Source organism: Kineococcus mangrovi (assembly GCF_041320705.1).
In the GTDB taxonomy this organism is placed as follows: Bacteria; Actinomycetota; Actinomycetes; order Actinomycetales; family Kineococcaceae; genus Kineococcus; species Kineococcus mangrovi.
Window position 1 is genome coordinate 237,780 of sequence record NZ_JBGGTQ010000001.1, and the last position, 15,652, is coordinate 253,431.

The window sequence follows — 15,652 nt, forward strand, 5'->3', positions numbered from 1 at the left end:
CGTCGCGGTCCTCGGGGGAACGTGCGGGAAGCCCCCGAGGTGCCCTCGGGGGGTTCCCGGACCCGCGGCGCCCGAGCGCGGCTCACCAGTCGTCCTCCTCGCGGTCGCGCCGGTCGTTCTCCGCCGTGCGGGCCCGGGCCCGCTCGAGGGCGTGCTCGGCCTCCTCGCGCGTGGCGTAGGGACCCAGCAGGTCCTTCTGCTGCCCCTTGCGCTCCAGCTCCTGCACCCGACCGGTGCTCGTGTCGTAGAACCACTGCGTGCTCATGGACGCATCCTGACCCGTCCCCCGGCCGGTCGCGCCCCGGCCCGGGCCCGACCGGGGCGCCGCCGCGGGACCTAGACTCGCCCCCCATGAGCACCGGGACCTCCACCGCACCGCTGGGCACCCTGGAGCCCGGCACGATCTCCCCGCGCCGGCCGGTCCCGGCGAGCATCGCCCGCCCCGAGTACGTCGACCGCCCCGCGCCCGCGCCGTACACCGGCTCGAACGTCATCGACCCCGAGGGCGTCGAGCGGATCCGCCGGGCCTCCCGGCTGGCGGCGCAGGCCCTGGCCCTCGTCGGCGAGCACGTCGCGCCCGGCACGACCACCGACGAGCTGGACCGCATCGGGCACGAGTTCCTCTGCGACCACGGCGCCTACCCCTCGACGCTGGGCTACCGCGGGTTCCCGAAGGCCCTGTGCAGCAGCCTCAACGAGGTCATCTGCCACGGGATCCCCGACTCGACCGTGCTGGCCGACGGCGACATCGTCAACATCGACGTCACGGCCTACCTCGACGGCATGCACGGGGACAACAACGCGACGTTCCTGTGCGGCGACGTCGACGAGGAGTCGCGCCTGCTCGTCGAGCGCACCCGCGAGGCGACGCTGCGCGCCATCAAGGCCGTGGCCCCCGGGCGCGCGATCAACGTCGTGGGCCGGGTCATCGAGAAGTACGCGGCGCGCTTCGGCTACGGCGTCGTGCGCGACTTCACCGGGCACGGGGTCGGGCCGGCCTTCCACTCCGGCCTCGTCGTCCCGCACTACGACGCGGCGCCCCAGCACGCCACGGTCATGGAACCCGGCATGGTCTTCACGATCGAGCCGATGCTGACGCTCGGCACCCACGAGTGGGACATGTGGGAGGACGGCTGGACGGTCCTCACCCGGGACCGCCGACGGACGGCGCAGTTCGAGCACACCCTCGTCGTGACCGAGACGGGCGCGGAGATCCTGACGCTCCCGTAACGCCCGGGGGTGCGGGACACGGCGGGCTCCTCCAGCGTTGACCCCTCGTGCGGCACCCCGCCGCCACCCGACCCACGAGGAGGACCCGTGAGCACCCCCGTCCTGTCCCGCCCGGCCCGCGGCAAGCTCATCGCCGGCGTCTGCGCCGGTCTCGGCCGCCGCTTCGGCGTGTCCGCCAACGTGGTGCGGCTGCTGTTCGTCCTCTCGTGCCTGCTGCCGGGGCCGCAGTTCATCGTGTACGTCGTGCTGTGGATCGTGCTGCCGAAGGACACCGGGGGCTCCGCGGGCGGCTACGGCCGGTGAGCCGCGTGGCCGCGGAGTGCTGCTCCCCCTAGGCTCCGGGCTCGTGAGCCAGACCGAGCAGAGCAGCACCCCGCAGGCCCGTCCCGGCGCGGCCGTGGCCCGGGACTCCGGACGGACGACGGGGTTGGGCGTCGACATCGGGGGGTCCGGCATCAAGGCCGCCCCCGTCGACCTCGCCGGGGGCGCCTTCGCCGCCGACCGGGTCCGGCAGGAGACGCCCCAGCCGTCCACCCCGGCCGCCGTCGCCCCCGTGGTGGCCGACGTCATCGCCGGTTTCGACGTCCCGGCCGACACCCCGGTCGGCATCACGTTCCCCGCCGTCATCCAGCACGGGATCGCGCGCACGGCGGCCAACGTCGACAAGTCCTGGATCGGGACCGACGCCGGGACGCTGTTCGCCGAGACGCTGGGCCGCAAGGTCCTGGTCGTCAACGACGCCGACGCCGCCGGGTACGCCGAGATCGCGTTCGGGGCCGGGAAGGGGGTGCGCGGCGTCGTCCTGGTGACGACGCTGGGCACCGGGATCGGCAGCGCCCTGTTCGTGGACGGCAAGCTGGTGCCCAACACCGAGCTCGGTCACCTCGAGATCGACGGGCACGACGCCGAGAAGAAGGCCGCGGACTCGGCCCGCGAACGCCACGACCTGTCCTGGTCGCACTGGGCGAAGCGCTTGCAGCGCTACTACTCCCACGTCGAGGACCTGCTGTGGCCGGACCTCATCGTCGTCGGCGGGGGCGTGAGCAAGAAGCACGAGAAGTTCCTGCCGCACCTGGACCTGCGGACCCCGATCGTGCCGGCGCAGCTGCGCAACGACGCCGGCATCATCGGCGCGGCGATGCTGGCGGCCCAGCTCGAGGACTGACCGCGGCGGGTCCGTCCCCCGCCGGGGCGGGCGCTTCCGGTGGGGGCGGCTCCACCCGCGGGGACGGTCACGGCATGCTGGCCCCGTGGGTGGTCCGGAGGTCTGCGCGTTCTGCGGGGCGAGCGGTGAGGAGGCGCAGGTCGTCGTGAGCGAGCGCCTCGGCGTCGAGGTCGCCGTCTGCGCCGCCTGCCGCGAGAAGTTCGCCCCCCGCCCCGCCGTCCGTCCCGTGGCCGTCCCCGTCGAGGGCGGGGACCTCCCACCGACGTTGGGCCAGCAGACGTCGGCGGTCCTGGAGCACGTCCGGCGTCTGCAGCGGCGCGCGGAGCAGCGGCCGTACACCGAGGAGGACTGCCCCCGCTGCGGGCACCTCGTGCACCGCTACCCCGGAACCGGGGGTGACCCGGTCCGCCTGGCCCGCGAGCCCGTGCTCGCCGAGAGCGTGCCGGCCGCCGACCGCTGGCACGTGCGCGACGGTCGTGCCGTGCCCGCCGGGGACGGGGCGCAGGACGACGAGGACGCCCTGGGTGCCCGCGTCCTGCACGACGTCGTGTGCCCCGCGCACCCCGTGCCGGAGAACCCCCGGCTGGCCCGGCTCTGGCACGCCCACGCACGACCGCCCGCCGGCGACGGCTGACCCGCGCCGCCCGGTCCGGCGCGACCTCGCTCACGGGTGGGGACGAGCCGGCCTGTAAGCCGGATCCTGTACCGCCGTCGCCGGCGGTGGCGACCATCCCTCTAGGACGTGCGTCGCCGCACGCCTCCAGCGACCTACCCGGCAGCTCGGGCGGGCCGCCCTCGAACGCTGCCTGTCTGGTCTTGCTCCGGGTGGGGTTTGCCGAGCCGCGCTGGTCACCCAGCGCGCTGGTGGTCTCTTGCACCACCGTTTCACCCTTACCGCCCCGGTCTCCCGGGGAGGCGGTTTCCTTTCTGTGGCACTGTCCCGCGGCTCACGCCGGGTGGCTGTTAGCCACCACCCTGCCCTGTGGAGTCCGGACTTTCCTCGGCGACCGGGCGAACCCGGCCGACGCGGCCGCCCGGCCGACTCGTCCGGCGCCAGCCTAGGCCATCCGGAGGGGGCGGGACGCCGCGCAGGCCCTAGGCTCCCCCCTCGTGCTCGTGCTGCTCCCCCCGTCGGAGACCAAGTGGGCGGGGCCGCGACGCGGTGCCCCGGTCCGCCTCGACGCCCTGTCCCACCCCGAGCTGACGGCGGCGCGCGAGCAGGTGCTCGACGCGCTGGTGGAGGTCTCGGCGCGCCCCGACGCGACGGAGCTGCTGGGGGCCGGGGCGAGCCTGGCCGACGTCGTCGCCGCGAACACGACGCTGCGCACGCGCCCGGCGGCGCGGGCCGCGCAGGTCTACACCGGGGTCCTGCACGACGCGCTCGACCTGCCGTCGCTGCCCGCGAGCGCCGCGCGGCGCGTCCTGGTCGTCTCGGCGCTGTGGGGGGTCCTGCAGCCGCGCGACCGCGTCCCGGGGTACCGGTTGTCGATGGGCACCTCGCTGCCGGGGGTCGGCCCGCTGGCGGCGTTCTGGCGCCGGCACCTCACCGGGGTGCTGCACCCGGCGGGGGTCGTCGTGGACTGCCGGTCCGCGGCGTACGCGGCGGCGTGGGTCCCGGACGCGGCGACGGCGGGGCGCACGGTGACCGTCCGCGTCCTGGCCGGTGGGAAGGTGGTCTCGCACCACGCCAAGCACACCCGCGGTCTGGTCGCCCGCGCGCTCCTCGAACGCGGCGGCCGGCCGCCGAGGGACCCCGGCGCGCTGCTGGACGCGGTGTCGGGACGCTTCGAGGCGAAGCTGCTGGAACCCGCGCGGGTCGGTGCGTCGTGGACGCTCGAGGTCGAGGCGCCCTGAGGTGTGGTGGGCGTGCGGGGTCGCGGGCGCCCTCGTCGTCGTCACGGGCCTGCTGGGCCGCGACGACCTCGCCGAGGTCGCCGGGCGGGCGGGGCCGGTCCTGGCCTTCCTCCTGGCGGTGACGGTCGTCGCCGAGCTGGCCGACGCGGCCGGGGTGTTCGACGCGGCCGCGCGGCTGGCGGCGCGGGTCGGGCGGGGGCGGACGTGGCGGCTGTGGCTGCTCGTCGTCGTGCTCGGCACCCTGTCGACCGTCGTCCTGTCCCTGGACACGACGGCGGTCCTGCTGACCCCGGTCGTGCTGGCGCTGGCCGCGCAGCTGCGGCTGGACCCGTTGCCGTTCGCGGTGACGACGGTGTGGCTGGCGAACACCGCCTCCCTGCTGCTGCCGGTCTCGAACCTGACCAACCTCATCGCGCTGAACACCCTGGGCGACCTCGGGGTGCGCGGGACGGTGGGCTTCACGTCGCTGTCGTGGGCGCCGTTCCTGGCGGGTCTGCTGGGGGCCGTCCTCGTCCTGGGCCTGACCTACCGGCGGCGGCTGCGCGGGAGCTACGCGGCGCCCCCGGCCGCACCGGAACGGGACCCCGTGCTGTTCCGGACGTCGGCCGTCGTGTGCCTCCTGCTGGCGCCGGCCTTCGTCAGCGGCATCACGCCGGCGGTCCCGGCGGCCGTGGCCGCGCTCGTCCTGGTCGTGCTCTGCGCCGTCCGCCGGCGCGAGGCGCTGTCGCTCGCGCTCCTGCCGTGGCGGACGGTGGTCCTCGTCAGCGGGCTGTTCCTCGTCGTCGAGGCGGCCCGGGTCCACGGCCTGGAGGACCTGCTGCGCCCCGTGGCGGGGACCGGTGAGGGCTTCGCCGACCACCTGCAGCTGGCCGGGACGGCCGCGCTCACGGCGAACGTGGCGGACAACCTGCCCGCCTACCTGGCGGTGGAACCCCTGGCCGGCAGCGCGCACCGGCTGCTGGCCGTCCTCATCGGGGTCAACCTCGGGCCGCTCGTCACGCCGTGGGCCTCGCTGGCGACGCTGCTGTGGCTGGACCGGTGCCGGGCGCGCGGGGTGGCGATCTCGCTGCCGCGGTTCGCCCTCCTCGGGCTCGTCGGGGCGGGCGTCTGCGTCACGGGCGCGACCGCGGCCCTGCAGCTGACCCGCTGAGGAGCGCACCGCTCACAGCTCGCGGTGGTGCTCTTCGAAGGCCGTCCGCATCCCGGCGAGGAAGCGGCGGACGACGCCGAGCTCGGCGTCGTCGAAGTCGCCCATCACGACCCCGCTGCGACGGCCCAGGGGCCCGAAGAACGCCGTCGCCAGCTCCTGGCCGGGTTCGCCGTAGCGCAGGAACACCTTGCGGCGGTCGGTCTCGCCACGGTCCCGGCGCAGGTGCCCCTTCTTCTCCAGCCGGTCAACGACACCGGTGGCGGCCCCGGTCGTGACGTCCAGCAGACCGGCCAGCTCCCCGGCCGTCAGCGGGTCGTCGGCGACCTCGCGGCGCATGACGTGGATGAGCGCCTGCAGGTCGGTGGGGTGCAGGCCGTGCCGGTGGGCGAAGGCGTCGGCGATGCGCTGGGACGTGGCGGTCAGGTCCCGCAGCTCGTCGACGACGTCCTGCTCGAGACGGGCCCGGGGGGTGTCGCGCGGTCGGTACATGCTCATCGGTGTGCCATCCTACCTCTCGCCCGTCAGACTTCTCAGTGACTGAGAGATCAACCGAAAGAGGTTTTCGTGCGCTTCCTCACCGGCCGCACCACCGCCTGGCTCGTGCTGCTGGCCGCCGTCGCGTTCGCCGGCCTCGTCAACGGGGTGGCCGGTTCGGCCCCCGAAGGCACCTCGGCCGCGACCGGCAGACCCCCGGCCTCCGCCGAGTCCGTGCGGGCCGCCGAGCTCGCGGGCCGGCTGCCCGACGACGGGCAGGGCACCCTGCTCGTCGTCCACTCCCGCGACGGCGGGCTCACCGACGCCGACCTCGCCGCCGCCTCCCGCCTGGGCCGGCCGATCCCCAGCCGGGACGGCGAGGCCGCCCTCGTCACCGTGACCGTCCCCGTCGACGTCCCCCGCGAGGAGCTCGCCCGGACCGTCGCCGACGTGCGCGACCGGGCCCGCCAGGACCTGCCGCCCGGGCTCACGGTCGAGGTCACCGGCGGTCCCGCCTTCAGCGTCGACATCGCCGACTCCTTCTCCGGCGCCAACACCCGACTGCTGCTCGTCACGGCCGGTGTCGTCGCGCTGCTGCTGCTCGTCACCTACCGCTCCCCCGTCCTGTGGCTGGTCCCGCTGGCCGTCGTCGGCGCGGCCGACCAGGTGACGACCCGGTTGCTGGAACTGCTCGGGCGCCTCACCGACACCCCCGTCGACCCCTCGGCCACCGGCATCACCAGCGTCCTCGTCTTCGGCGCCGGCACCGACTACGCCCTGCTGCTCATCGCCCGCTACCGCGAGGAGCTGCGCCGCGAACCGGACCGGCGCGCCGCCATGCGCGCCGCCCTGCGCGGGGCCGGACCGGCCATCACCGCCAGCGCCACCACCGTCGTCCTCGCCCTGCTGACCCTGCAGGCCGCCGTGCTCCCCAGCGACCGGACGATCGGGCGGGACGCGGCCATCGGCATCGTCGTCGCCTTCGCGTTCGGCCTGGGCGTGCTGCCCAGCGCGCTCGTCGTCTGCGGCCGGAAGCTGTTCTGGCCGTTCGTGCCGACCGTCGGGTCCACCGACACCACGCGCACGGGCGTGTGGTTGCGCATCGCGAGCGCCGTCCTGGCCCGCCCGGTCCGGGTCGTCGTCGGCTCGGTCGTGCTGCTGGGGATCATGGGGGCCGGGCTGAGCGGGGCCTCGCTCGGGCTGTCGCAGACCGAGCAGTTCCGCGTCAGCGCCGAGTCGGTCGACGGCTCCCGCACGCTGTCCGAGCACTTCCCCGGCGCCGCCGCCGAACCCGCCCGGGTCCTCGTGCGCGGCGGGGACGCCGCGACCGTCCAGCGGGTCCGCACCGCCGCCGAGGGCGTACCGGGCGTCGAGGGGGTCACCGCGGGCCGCAGCGCCGGCGGGACGACCGAACTGCTCGCGCGCCTCACCGCCGACCCGGGCACGGCCGCCGGCCGGGAGACGGTGCGCGCCCTGCGCGAGGCCGTGCGCGCCGCCGACCCGGGCGCGCTCGTCGGCGGGACGGAGGCCGAGGCGCTCGACGTCCGGACGGCGAGCGTCCGCGACCTGCAGGTCGTGGCGCCGCTCGTCGTCCTCGTCGTGCTCGTCGTCCTCATCGTGCTGCTGCGCTCGCTCGTGGCGCCGCTGCTCCTCGTGGCGACGGTGCTCGCCACCTACGTCGCCGCGCTCGGCGCGGCCTACCTGGTGTTCACGCGGTTGGCCGGCATCCCGGCGCTGGACACCCAGGTCCCGCTGCTGTCGCTGCTGTTCCTCGTCGCGCTCGGGGTGGACTACAACATCTTCCTCGTCACCCGCGTCCGGGAGGAGACCCCGGCCCTGGGCACCCGCGAAGCCGTCCGGGTCGGCGTCGCCGTCACCGGCGGGGTCATCACGAGCGCCGGGATCCTGCTGGCGGCCGTCTTCGCCGTCCTCGGCGTGCTGCCGCTCATCGTGCTCACCCAGATCGGGGTCGTCGTCGGCATCGGCGTCCTGCTGGACACGTTGCTGGTGCGGACGGTGCTCGTCCCGGCGCTGTTCGCGCTGCTGGGCCACCGCGCGTGGTGGCCCAGCGAGCTGGACTCCCCCGGTGCGGGGGGCCGGCACCGCGCTCAGACGCGGTTGACGGCCAGCACCTCGCAGGACCCGTCGGCGCCGTAGCGCAGGATCGTCCGGGAGCCGGGGTCGACGTGGATGCGGCGCTGCACCTGCGGCCCGGCCCCGAGCACCGAGCGCAGCAGCACGCGCAACGGGTCGCCGTGCGTGACGAGGACGACCCGCTGCCCGGGCCACCGGCGCAGCACCTCCTCGCGCGCGGCGAGCACCCGCCGCTCCACCGCCCGCAGCGACTCCCCGCCGGGCGGGGCCGCGTCGCCGGAGTCGTTCCAGGCCGCGAACTCGCGCGGCCACCGCCGGACGACCTCCGCGGACGTCAGGCCGTCCCAGTCCCCGAAGTCCGTCTCGTCCCACTGCGGGTCGACGACGACGCGCACGCCGAGGCGCTCGGCGATCGCGTCGGCGGTCTGGCGCGAGCGGCGCATCGTCGAGGACACGACGACGTCGGCGCCGGCCACCTCCGGGCACGCCGCGGCCGCGGCCGCCTCGGCCAGGCCGCGCTCGGACAGCTCCGGGTCCGGCCCGTACCGGCCCGAGACGCGGCGCTGCTCGGTGAGCGGCGTCGAGCCGTGCCGGACGAGGACGATGGTCGTCGGCGGGCCGTCGGGCTCGACGGCCCGGGACGCCGCGGACGCAGCGGCGGGCTCGGGGGCCGTCGTCGTGCGCTGCCACTGCTTCCCGGCGGCGGCCGCGTCCATCGCCTCGTTCGCCAACCGGTCGGCGTGGGAGTTCTGGGCGCGCGGGATCCACCCGTAGTCCACGTGCGAGCCCGCGAGCGAACGCGCCTCCTGCGCCAGCACCCGCATGTCGGCGTGCTTGACCTGCCAGCGGCCCGACATCTGCTCGACGACGAGCTTGGAGTCCATCCGCACCTCGACCCGGGCGTCGGGGTCGATCGCCTGCGCCGCACGGAGCCCGGCGATGAGCCCGCGGTACTCCGCGACGTTGTTGGTCGCCTTCCCGATGGACTCGGCGACCTCGGCGAGGACCTCACCGCTCGCCGCGTCCTTGACGACCGCGCCGAACCCGGCGGGGCCGGGGTTGCCGCGCGACCCGCCGTCGGCCTCGATCCGCAGGACGCGGCTCACAGGCCGGATTCCTCCGTGCGCACCAGGACGCGCCCGCACTCCTCGCAGAACACGACGTCGTCGGAGGCCGCCCGGCGGATCTCGGAGAGGTCGGAGGCGTTGAGCTCGAGCTGGCAACCCCCGCAGCGCCGCGAGCGCAGCAGGGCGGCGCCGACACCGCCGCGAGGGGCCCGGACCTTCTCGTACAGGGCGACGAGCGCGTCGTCGATCCCCATGACGACGGCCTGCCGGCGGGCCAGCACGGCCGTCTCCTCCTGGGCGACCTCGGCCAGCGAGGCGTCGCGGCGGGCGGTGACGTCGGCGATCTGCTCGGTGAGCTCGGTGTCGGTCGTCGTCAGCTCAGCGGCCGCGAACTGCACCTGCTCCAGCCGCTCCATGACGACCAGCTCCTCGTCCTCCAGCACGCCCTGCCGGCGGGCGAGGGACTCCAGCTCGTGCTGCAGGCCCTGCAGGTCCTTGGCCGACCCCGTCCCGGACTCCAGGCGCCGGGTGTTGCGGGCCGCGCGGTCCCGGACCTGGGCGACGTCGGCCTCGGCCTTGGCCACCTGGCGCTCGACGTCGCCGACGAGGGTGCGCGCCGCCACGAGCATGTCCGCCGAGCGGCGGCGTTCCTTCTCCAGCCCGTCGAGCTCGGTCTGCTCGGGCAGCGTCGCGCGCCGGTGCGCGAGCTGCGCCAGACGCGTGTCGACGGCTTGCAGGTCCAGCAGACGCTGCTGGTCGATCGCGGGAGCCTTGGGCATCGCCCCGCTCACTCTCCTCGGCTGGGGACGCGCAACGTCCAGGGGTCGGTGCGCGTGGTGGACACGTGGGCCTCAACGGTACGGCCGCCGTCGGCCAGGGCGACGACCAGGCGGTCGGCGCAGCCGGCCAGCCAGGGCCACTCGCTGGCCCAGTGCGCGACGTCGACGAGGTGGGGGCGGCCGTCCTCGAAGGCGGCGCGCTCGCGGGCCTCCGAGGCCGGGTGGTGGCGCAGGTCGGCCGTGACGTAGACGTCGGCCCCGCTGGCGCGGACCTGCTCGAAGAGGCTGTCGCCGGACCCGCCGCAGACGGCGACGCGGCGGACGAGGGCGTCGGGGTCGCCCGCGACGCGGACCCCCTGCTCGGTCCCGGGCAGCGCGGCCGCGACGCGGTCGGCGAAGTCGCCGAGGCGCTCGGGGGCGGCCAGGGTGCCGACGCGCCCGATGCCGAGGTCGGGGTGCCCGGGCAGCGGGTCCAGCGGGACGAGGTCGTCGAGGTCCAGCACCCGGGCCAGGGCGTCGGACACGCCCGGGGCACCCGCGTCGGCGTTGGTGTGGGCGACGTAGAGCGCCAACCCCGCCGTGATCGCCCGGTGCACGACACCACCCTTGAACGTCGTCGCCGCGACCGAGTGCACCGGCCGCAGCAGCAGCGGGTGGTGGGTCACGAGCAGGTCGGCCCCGGCGGCGATCGCCTCCTCGACGACCGCGGCGACGGGGTCGACGGCGAAGTGGACGCGCCGCACCGGTGCGGCCGGGTCCCCGCAGACCAGCCCGACGGCGTCCCAGGACTGCGCCCGGTCGAGGGGGTGCATGACCTCCAGCGCGTCGGTCACCTGCTGGAGGGTGGGCGCGTCCGCGCCGGGCGAGGGGGCCGCAGGGATCACGGACGCGAACACTAACGCCTCACGGGCGGCTACCGTGGTGCCGCCGGACCCCGCGGGGGACGGCGTGGGGCCCGTAGCTCAGTTGGTAGAGCACCGCGTTTACACCGCGGCTGTCGTCGGTTCGAGCCCGGCCGGGCCCACCCCCTCACCCCTCGATCGCCGCCAGGTGCTCGCGCAGCGGCCGCGGCGCGCCGTGCTCCCCGCGCAGCAGCCACCGCACCCGGCCGTCCTCGACGAGCAGGGACGAGCGCCGGGCCACCCCGAGGTCCTCGTCGAAGGCCCCCAGGGCCCGGGCGACCTCCCCGTGCGGCCAGAAGTCGCTCAGCAGCGGGAAGGGGAGGACGCGGTCGTCCGCCCACGCCCGCAGCGCCGGCACGGGGTCGCACGACAAGGCGCACAGCTGCACCCCCGCCGCGTCGAAGCGCTCGACCTCGAAGGCCAGCGCCCCGAGCTCGGCGGTGCAGTGCGTGGAGAAGGCCGCGGGGACGCACACCAGCAGCGCGGGCCCGTTCTCCCACAGCTCGCGCAGTGCGAGCCGCTCGCCGTGCTGGTCGGGCAGGACCGCGTCGGGCACCGGGAAGGCGTCCCCGACCCGCAGGTTCAGCGGCGCCCGCTCTTCGGCGTCGTCATCCGCGTCCCCGCCCAGTTCGCGCACGCGCTCACGCTGGAGGTCGCGTGCAGACCGGCGGTGGGGGCCGCTTCGTCGATCTCGGCGGCGGGCACGTGCCCGGTCCGCCCGTTCTTCGGCGTCAGGAGCCAGACGATCCCGCCGTCGGCGAGGTTGGTGATGGCGTCCACCAAGGCGTCGACGAGGTCGCCGTCCCCCTCGCGGTACCAGCAGATCACCACGTCCGCGACGTCGTCGGCGTCCTCGTCGAGGAGCTCGGAGCCGACGATCTCCTCGACGGCCCCCCGGAAGTCCTCGTCGACCTGCTCGTCCCAGCCGAACTCCTGGACCAGTTGCCCGGACTTGAAGCCCAGCTTGGCCGCTGCAGCCACATCCGCCGCAGGGTCCGCGGTCGCACCCACTGATGACCTACCTTCCTCGAGGCCCCTGGAGGTGGGGCTCTTCGACAGTCCTGACCTCCTAGTGGAGCGGAGGAACGGTGTCCTGCGCAAGACGAACCGCGCCACGGTCCGGTCACGACCTCTCCACGGGGCGGCGCCGGACGTCCGCGGAGCCCTCACCGGTGAAGGGTGAGACGCTGGTGCCGTGGCCACCGCGTCGACCAGAACGCGCACGACCCGGCTCCACCTGGACGCCGGGACGGCGACGGAGCGCGCCGACACCCTGGCCGTCGAGGAACCCCTCCAGCTGGAGGTGGACGGCGAGCAGCTGACGGTCACCATGCGGACCCCCGGTCACGACGTGGAGCTCGCGCTGGGCTTCCTGCACGCCGAGGGCCTGCTGCGCGGGGCCGACGACGTCGTGGCGATGCGGCACTGCACCGACGTGGGGCCGGACGGGCAGCCCACCCACAACCTCCTGCAGATCGGTGCCCGCCCGGGCAGCCGCCTCGCCGGCGACCGCGTCGCACGCCCCTTCACGACGACGTCGGCCTGCGGCGTCTGCGGGTCGGTCAGCGTCGAGGAGGTCGTGGCGCGGGTGCCGGACCCGGTGCACGGGGACGACGTGCGGGTGCGGGCCGAGGTCCTCGCGGGCCTGCCCGACGCCCTGCGGGCCGCCCAGCCGACGTTCGACCGCACGGGGGGCCTGCACGCGGCGGGCCTCTTCTCCGCCGACGGCGAGCTGCTGTGCGTGCGCGAGGACGTCGGGCGGCACAACGCCGTGGACAAGGTGGTCGGCTGGGGCCTGCGGGAGGGGCGGCTGCCGCTGCGCGGCACCGTGCTCGTCGTCTCCGGCCGCGCCTCCTTCGAGCTCGTGCAGAAGGCGGCGGTGGCGGGGGTGCCGGTGCTCGTCGCCGTCTCCGCGCCGTCCTCCCTCGCGGTCTCCCTGGCCCGCGAGGCGGGCATGACGCTGCTCGGCTTCGTCCGGCCGCCGCGGGCGAACGTCTACGCGGGCGGGCACCGCGTCGACCTCGCGGCCGCGACGGGTCGCACCGGGACGGCGGGGACCGGGGTGGGTCCGTGTCCGACGTCCGTCCTAACCTGATCCCACCAGCTGGGTCCCCGCAGCCCACCGGTCCGACACCACGGACCGGGCGAGGGGACCCTCGACGAATGCGGGAGGACCACCACCGTGGCCAGACGCGATGAAGCGGGCGCGCCCGCCGGCAAGGGCCCCATCCTGAACGGCCTGCCGTCGCAGTTGCCGGACATCGACCCCGAGGAGACGGCCGAGTGGCTGGCCTCCCTGGACGGGATCGTCGACGAACGCGGGCAGAACCGCGCGCGCTACCTCATGCTGCAGCTGCTGCAGCGGGCCCGCGAGCGCCAGGTGGGCGTCCCCAGCCTCACCGCGACCGACTACATCAACACCATCGGCCCCGAGCAGGAACCGTGGTTCCCCGGGGACGAGGAGGTCGAGCGCCGCTACCGCGCGTGGATCCGCTGGAACGCCGCGGTCATGGTGCACCGCGCCCAGCAGCCGGGCATCGGGGTCGGGGGCCACATCTCCACGTACGCCTCCTCCGCGACGCTGTACGAGGTCGGCTTCAACCACTTCTTCCGCGGCAAGGACCACGCCGGCGGCGGGGACCAGGTCTTCATCCAGGGGCACGCCTCCCCCGGGGTGTACGCGCGCGCCTTCCTCGAGGGCCGGCTGAGCGCCGAGCAGCTCGACGGGTTCCGCCAGGAGGTCTCCAAGGCCCCGGACGGCCTGTCGTCCTACCCCCACCCCCGGCTCATGCCGGACTTCTGGGAGTTCCCGACGGTCTCGATGGGTCTGGGCCCGGCGAACGCGATCTACCAGGCGCAGTTCAACAAGTACCTGCACCACCGCGGGTTCAAGGACACCTCGCAGCAGCACGTGTGGGCCTTCCTCGGCGACGGCGAGATGGACGAGCCGGAGTCGCGCGGGTTCGCCCAGCTCGCGGCGTACGAGGAGCTGGACAACCTCACCTTCGTCGTGAACTGCAACCTGCAGCGCCTCGACGGCCCGGTGCGCGGCAACGGCAAGATCGTCCAGGAGCTCGAGGCGTTCTTCCGCGGCGCCGGCTGGAACGTCGTGAAGGTCCTGTGGGGCCGCGAGTGGGACTCCCTGCTGGCCGCCGACCACCAGGGCGCGCTGGTGAACCTCATGAACGCGACCCCCGACGGGGACTACCAGACGTTCAAGGCCGAGAACGGCGGGTTCGTCCGCGACAACTTCTTCGGCCGGGACCCGCGCACGAAGAAGCTCGTCGACGACATGTCCGACGACCAGATCTGGAACCTCAAGCGCGGCGGCCACGACTACCGCAAGGTGTTCGCGGCGTACCAGGCGGCGATGAACCACACCGGTCAGCCGACGGTCATCCTCGCCAAGACCATCAAGGGCTACGGCCTGGGCCCGCACTTCGCCGGGCGCAACGCCACCCACCAGATGAAGAAGCTGACGCTGGAGGACCTCAAGCTCCTGCGCGACTCGCTGCGCATCCCGGTCAGCGACGAGCAGCTGGAGAAGGACCCGTACCGCCCGCCGTACTACCACCCCGGTGACGGCGACGAGTCGATCCAGTACCTGCGCAAGCGCCGCGCCGACCTCGGCGGGCCGGTGCCGCAGCGCCGCGTCCAGCACGCGCCGATGCACCTGCCGGCCGACGACGCCTACAAGATCGCGGCCAAGGGCTCGGGCAAGCAGGAGATCGCCACCACCATGGCGTTCGTCCGGCTGCTCAAGGACCTCATGCGGGACAAGGAGTTCGGTCAGCGCGTCGTGCCCGTCATCCCCGACGAGGCCCGCACGTTCGGGATGGACTCGCTCTTCCCGACGATCAAGATCTACAACCCCCACGGGCAGAACTACACGTCCGTGGACCGCGAGCTGATGCTGGCCTACAAGGAGTCCGAGCAGGGCCAGATCCTGCACGTCGGCATCAACGAGGGCGGCTCCATCGCCGCCTTCACTGCGGCCGGGTCGTCGTACGCGACGCACGGCGAGCCGATGGTGCCGATCTACGTCTTCTACTCGATGTTCGGGTTCCAGCGCACGGGCGACAACATCTGGGCCGCGGCCGACACCATGGCCCGCGGGTTCATGATCGGGGCCACGGCCGGGCGGACGACGCTGACGGGCGAGGGCCTGCAGCACGCCGACGGGCACTCGCTGCTGCTGGCGGCGACCAACCCGGCGGTCGTGTCCTACGACCCGGCGTACGCCTACGAGATCGGGCACATCGTCAAGGACGGTCTGCGCCGGATGTACGGCGAGGACCCCGAGAACGTCATGTACTACCTGACGGTCTACAACGAGCCGATGGTCCAGCCGGCCGAGCCGGCGGGTGTGGACGTGGAGGGCATCCTGCGCGGGATGCACCGCGTCAGCGCCGGCGAGGGCGAGGGCCCGCGGACCCAGCTCCTCGCCTCCGGGGTCGGGGTGCCGTGGGCGCTGGAGGCCCAGCAGCTCCTGAAGGACGACTTCGGGGTCGTCGCCGACGTGTGGTCGGTGACCAGCTGGAACGAGCTGCGCCGCGACGGGCTGGCCTGCGACGAGCACGCCTTCCTCCACCCCGGCGAGGACGCGCGCACGCCGTTCGTGGCCCAGAAGCTGAAGGACGCCCCCGGCCCGGTCGTGGCCGTGAGCGACTGGATGCGCCAGGTCCCCGACCAGATCGCGCAGTGGGTGCCGGGCGAGTTCGCCTCCCTGGGCGCCGACGGGTTCGGCCTGTCCGACACCCGCGCAGCGGCCCGCCGGTACTTCCACATCGACGGTCCGTCGGTGGCGGTCCGCGCCCTGGAGATGCTCGCCCGCCGCGGTGAGGTCGACTGGCGCGCGCCGGGTCAGGCCATCGAGAAGTACCAGCTGCACGACGTGCGCGCGGGCCGCAGCGGCAACGCGGGCGGCGAGAGCTGAC

Annotated in this window: 16 protein-coding genes, 1 tRNA gene and 1 other RNA gene; 10 read left to right on the top strand and 8 right to left on the bottom strand. The window is 74.7% G+C overall.

Translation table 11 applies throughout. The annotated features are described in order from the left end of the window. Window positions 1–82: 82 nt before the first annotated feature. Window positions 83–265 (bottom strand): hypothetical protein, encoded by a 183-nt coding sequence (locus AB2L28_RS01105; protein WP_370716880.1) that lies wholly within the window; start codon window positions 263–265, stop codon window positions 83–85. Window positions 266–351: 86 nt separating this feature from the next. On the opposite strand from AB2L28_RS01105, the gene map reads away from it, so the two are divergent. The 4 genes from map to AB2L28_RS01125 all read left to right on the top strand — a co-directional run bounded on the left by map (window position 352) and on the right by AB2L28_RS01125 (window position 3,029). Next, on the top strand, window positions 352–1,230 hold the full coding sequence (gene map / locus AB2L28_RS01110) for a type I methionyl aminopeptidase (RefSeq protein ID WP_370716881.1): 879 nt from the start codon (window positions 352–354) through the stop codon (window positions 1,228–1,230). Between the two features lie 87 nt (window positions 1,231–1,317). Continuing rightward, window positions 1,318–1,533 carry a PspC domain-containing protein gene (locus AB2L28_RS01115; protein WP_370716882.1) on the top strand — a complete coding sequence of 72 codons (216 nt, stop codon included), beginning with the start codon at window positions 1,318–1,320 and terminating at the stop codon, window positions 1,531–1,533. A gap of 94 nt (window positions 1,534–1,627) precedes the next feature. Continuing rightward, complete coding sequence (ppgK, locus tag AB2L28_RS01120) at window positions 1,628–2,395, top strand: polyphosphate--glucose phosphotransferase (protein WP_370717254.1); 768 nt, start codon at window positions 1,628–1,630, stop codon at window positions 2,393–2,395. Window positions 2,396–2,480: 85 nt separating this feature from the next. After that, on the top strand, window positions 2,481–3,029 hold the full coding sequence (locus AB2L28_RS01125; RefSeq protein ID WP_370716883.1) for a DUF6083 domain-containing protein: 549 nt from the start codon (window positions 2,481–2,483) through the stop codon (window positions 3,027–3,029). A gap of 39 nt (window positions 3,030–3,068) precedes the next feature. On the opposite strand, the gene rnpB is transcribed toward AB2L28_RS01125, so the two are convergent. Beyond that, an RNA gene (rnpB, locus tag AB2L28_RS01130) (RNase P RNA component class A) lies at window positions 3,069–3,441 on the bottom strand. 64 nt (window positions 3,442–3,505) lie between these two features. Here rnpB and AB2L28_RS01135 point away from each other — a divergent pair. Continuing rightward, window positions 3,506–4,249: a YaaA family protein gene (locus tag AB2L28_RS01135; RefSeq protein WP_370716884.1), complete on the top strand. Its 744-nt coding sequence runs from the start codon at window positions 3,506–3,508 to the stop codon at window positions 4,247–4,249. Between the two features lies 1 nt (window position 4,250). Further along, a complete protein-coding gene (locus AB2L28_RS01140) occupies window positions 4,251–5,399 on the top strand; it encodes an SLC13 family permease (RefSeq protein ID WP_370716885.1) in 1,149 nt (382 codons plus the stop codon). 12 nt (window positions 5,400–5,411) lie between these two features. Here the strand turns inward: AB2L28_RS01140 and AB2L28_RS01145 are convergent, their stop codons facing one another. Further along, window positions 5,412–5,894, bottom strand: a complete 483-nt coding sequence (locus AB2L28_RS01145) for a MarR family winged helix-turn-helix transcriptional regulator (protein WP_370716886.1) — start codon at window positions 5,892–5,894, stop codon at window positions 5,412–5,414. Between the two features lie 69 nt (window positions 5,895–5,963). Here AB2L28_RS01145 and AB2L28_RS01150 point away from each other — a divergent pair, with 69 nt between their 5' ends. Beyond that, window positions 5,964–8,030 carry an MMPL family transporter gene (locus AB2L28_RS01150; RefSeq protein WP_370716887.1) on the top strand — a complete coding sequence of 689 codons (2,067 nt, stop codon included), beginning with the start codon at window positions 5,964–5,966 and terminating at the stop codon, window positions 8,028–8,030. On the opposite strand, the gene AB2L28_RS01155 is transcribed toward AB2L28_RS01150, so the two are convergent. The 3 genes from AB2L28_RS01155 to AB2L28_RS01165 are packed head-to-tail and all read right to left on the bottom strand — an operon-like array spanning window position 7,982 to window position 10,646. Next, window positions 7,982–9,073 (bottom strand): bifunctional RNase H/acid phosphatase, encoded by a 1,092-nt coding sequence (locus AB2L28_RS01155; RefSeq protein WP_370716888.1) that lies wholly within the window; start codon window positions 9,071–9,073, stop codon window positions 7,982–7,984. The genes AB2L28_RS01150 and AB2L28_RS01155 overlap by 49 nt on opposite strands. Further along, window positions 9,070–9,813, bottom strand: coding sequence for a zinc ribbon domain-containing protein (locus AB2L28_RS01160; RefSeq protein WP_370716889.1), 744 nt, complete (start codon window positions 9,811–9,813; stop codon window positions 9,070–9,072). Before AB2L28_RS01160 ends, AB2L28_RS01155 begins: the two co-directional genes overlap by 4 nt. A gap of 8 nt (window positions 9,814–9,821) precedes the next feature. After that, window positions 9,822–10,646, bottom strand: a complete 825-nt coding sequence (locus AB2L28_RS01165) for a Nif3-like dinuclear metal center hexameric protein (RefSeq protein ID WP_370716890.1) — start codon at window positions 10,644–10,646, stop codon at window positions 9,822–9,824. Between the two features lie 118 nt (window positions 10,647–10,764). On the opposite strand from AB2L28_RS01165, the gene AB2L28_RS01170 reads away from it, so the two are divergent. After that, window positions 10,765–10,837 (top strand) — tRNA-Val (locus AB2L28_RS01170). A 5-nt stretch (window positions 10,838–10,842) separates the two neighbouring features. Here AB2L28_RS01170 and AB2L28_RS01175 read toward each other — a convergent pair. Both AB2L28_RS01175 and AB2L28_RS01180 read right to left on the bottom strand, forming a co-directional pair. Further along, complete coding sequence (locus tag AB2L28_RS01175; RefSeq protein WP_370716891.1) at window positions 10,843–11,352, bottom strand: redoxin domain-containing protein; 510 nt, start codon at window positions 11,350–11,352, stop codon at window positions 10,843–10,845. After that, on the bottom strand, window positions 11,298–11,726 hold the full coding sequence (locus AB2L28_RS01180; protein WP_370716892.1) for a DUF3052 domain-containing protein: 429 nt from the start codon (window positions 11,724–11,726) through the stop codon (window positions 11,298–11,300). The genes AB2L28_RS01175 and AB2L28_RS01180 overlap by 55 nt, the downstream gene beginning before the upstream one ends. 184 nt (window positions 11,727–11,910) lie before the next feature. Here AB2L28_RS01180 and fdhD point away from each other — a divergent pair, with 184 nt between their 5' ends. Next, the gene (fdhD, locus tag AB2L28_RS01185) at window positions 11,911–12,810 is read left to right on the top strand and encodes a formate dehydrogenase accessory sulfurtransferase FdhD (RefSeq protein WP_370716893.1); all 900 of its coding nucleotides are present in this window, start codon (window positions 11,911–11,913) and stop codon (window positions 12,808–12,810) included. A gap of 87 nt (window positions 12,811–12,897) precedes the next feature. Next, window positions 12,898–15,651, top strand: coding sequence for a pyruvate dehydrogenase (acetyl-transferring), homodimeric type (aceE, locus tag AB2L28_RS01190; RefSeq protein ID WP_370716894.1), 2,754 nt, complete (start codon window positions 12,898–12,900; stop codon window positions 15,649–15,651). Window position 15,652 lies beyond the last annotated feature (1 nt).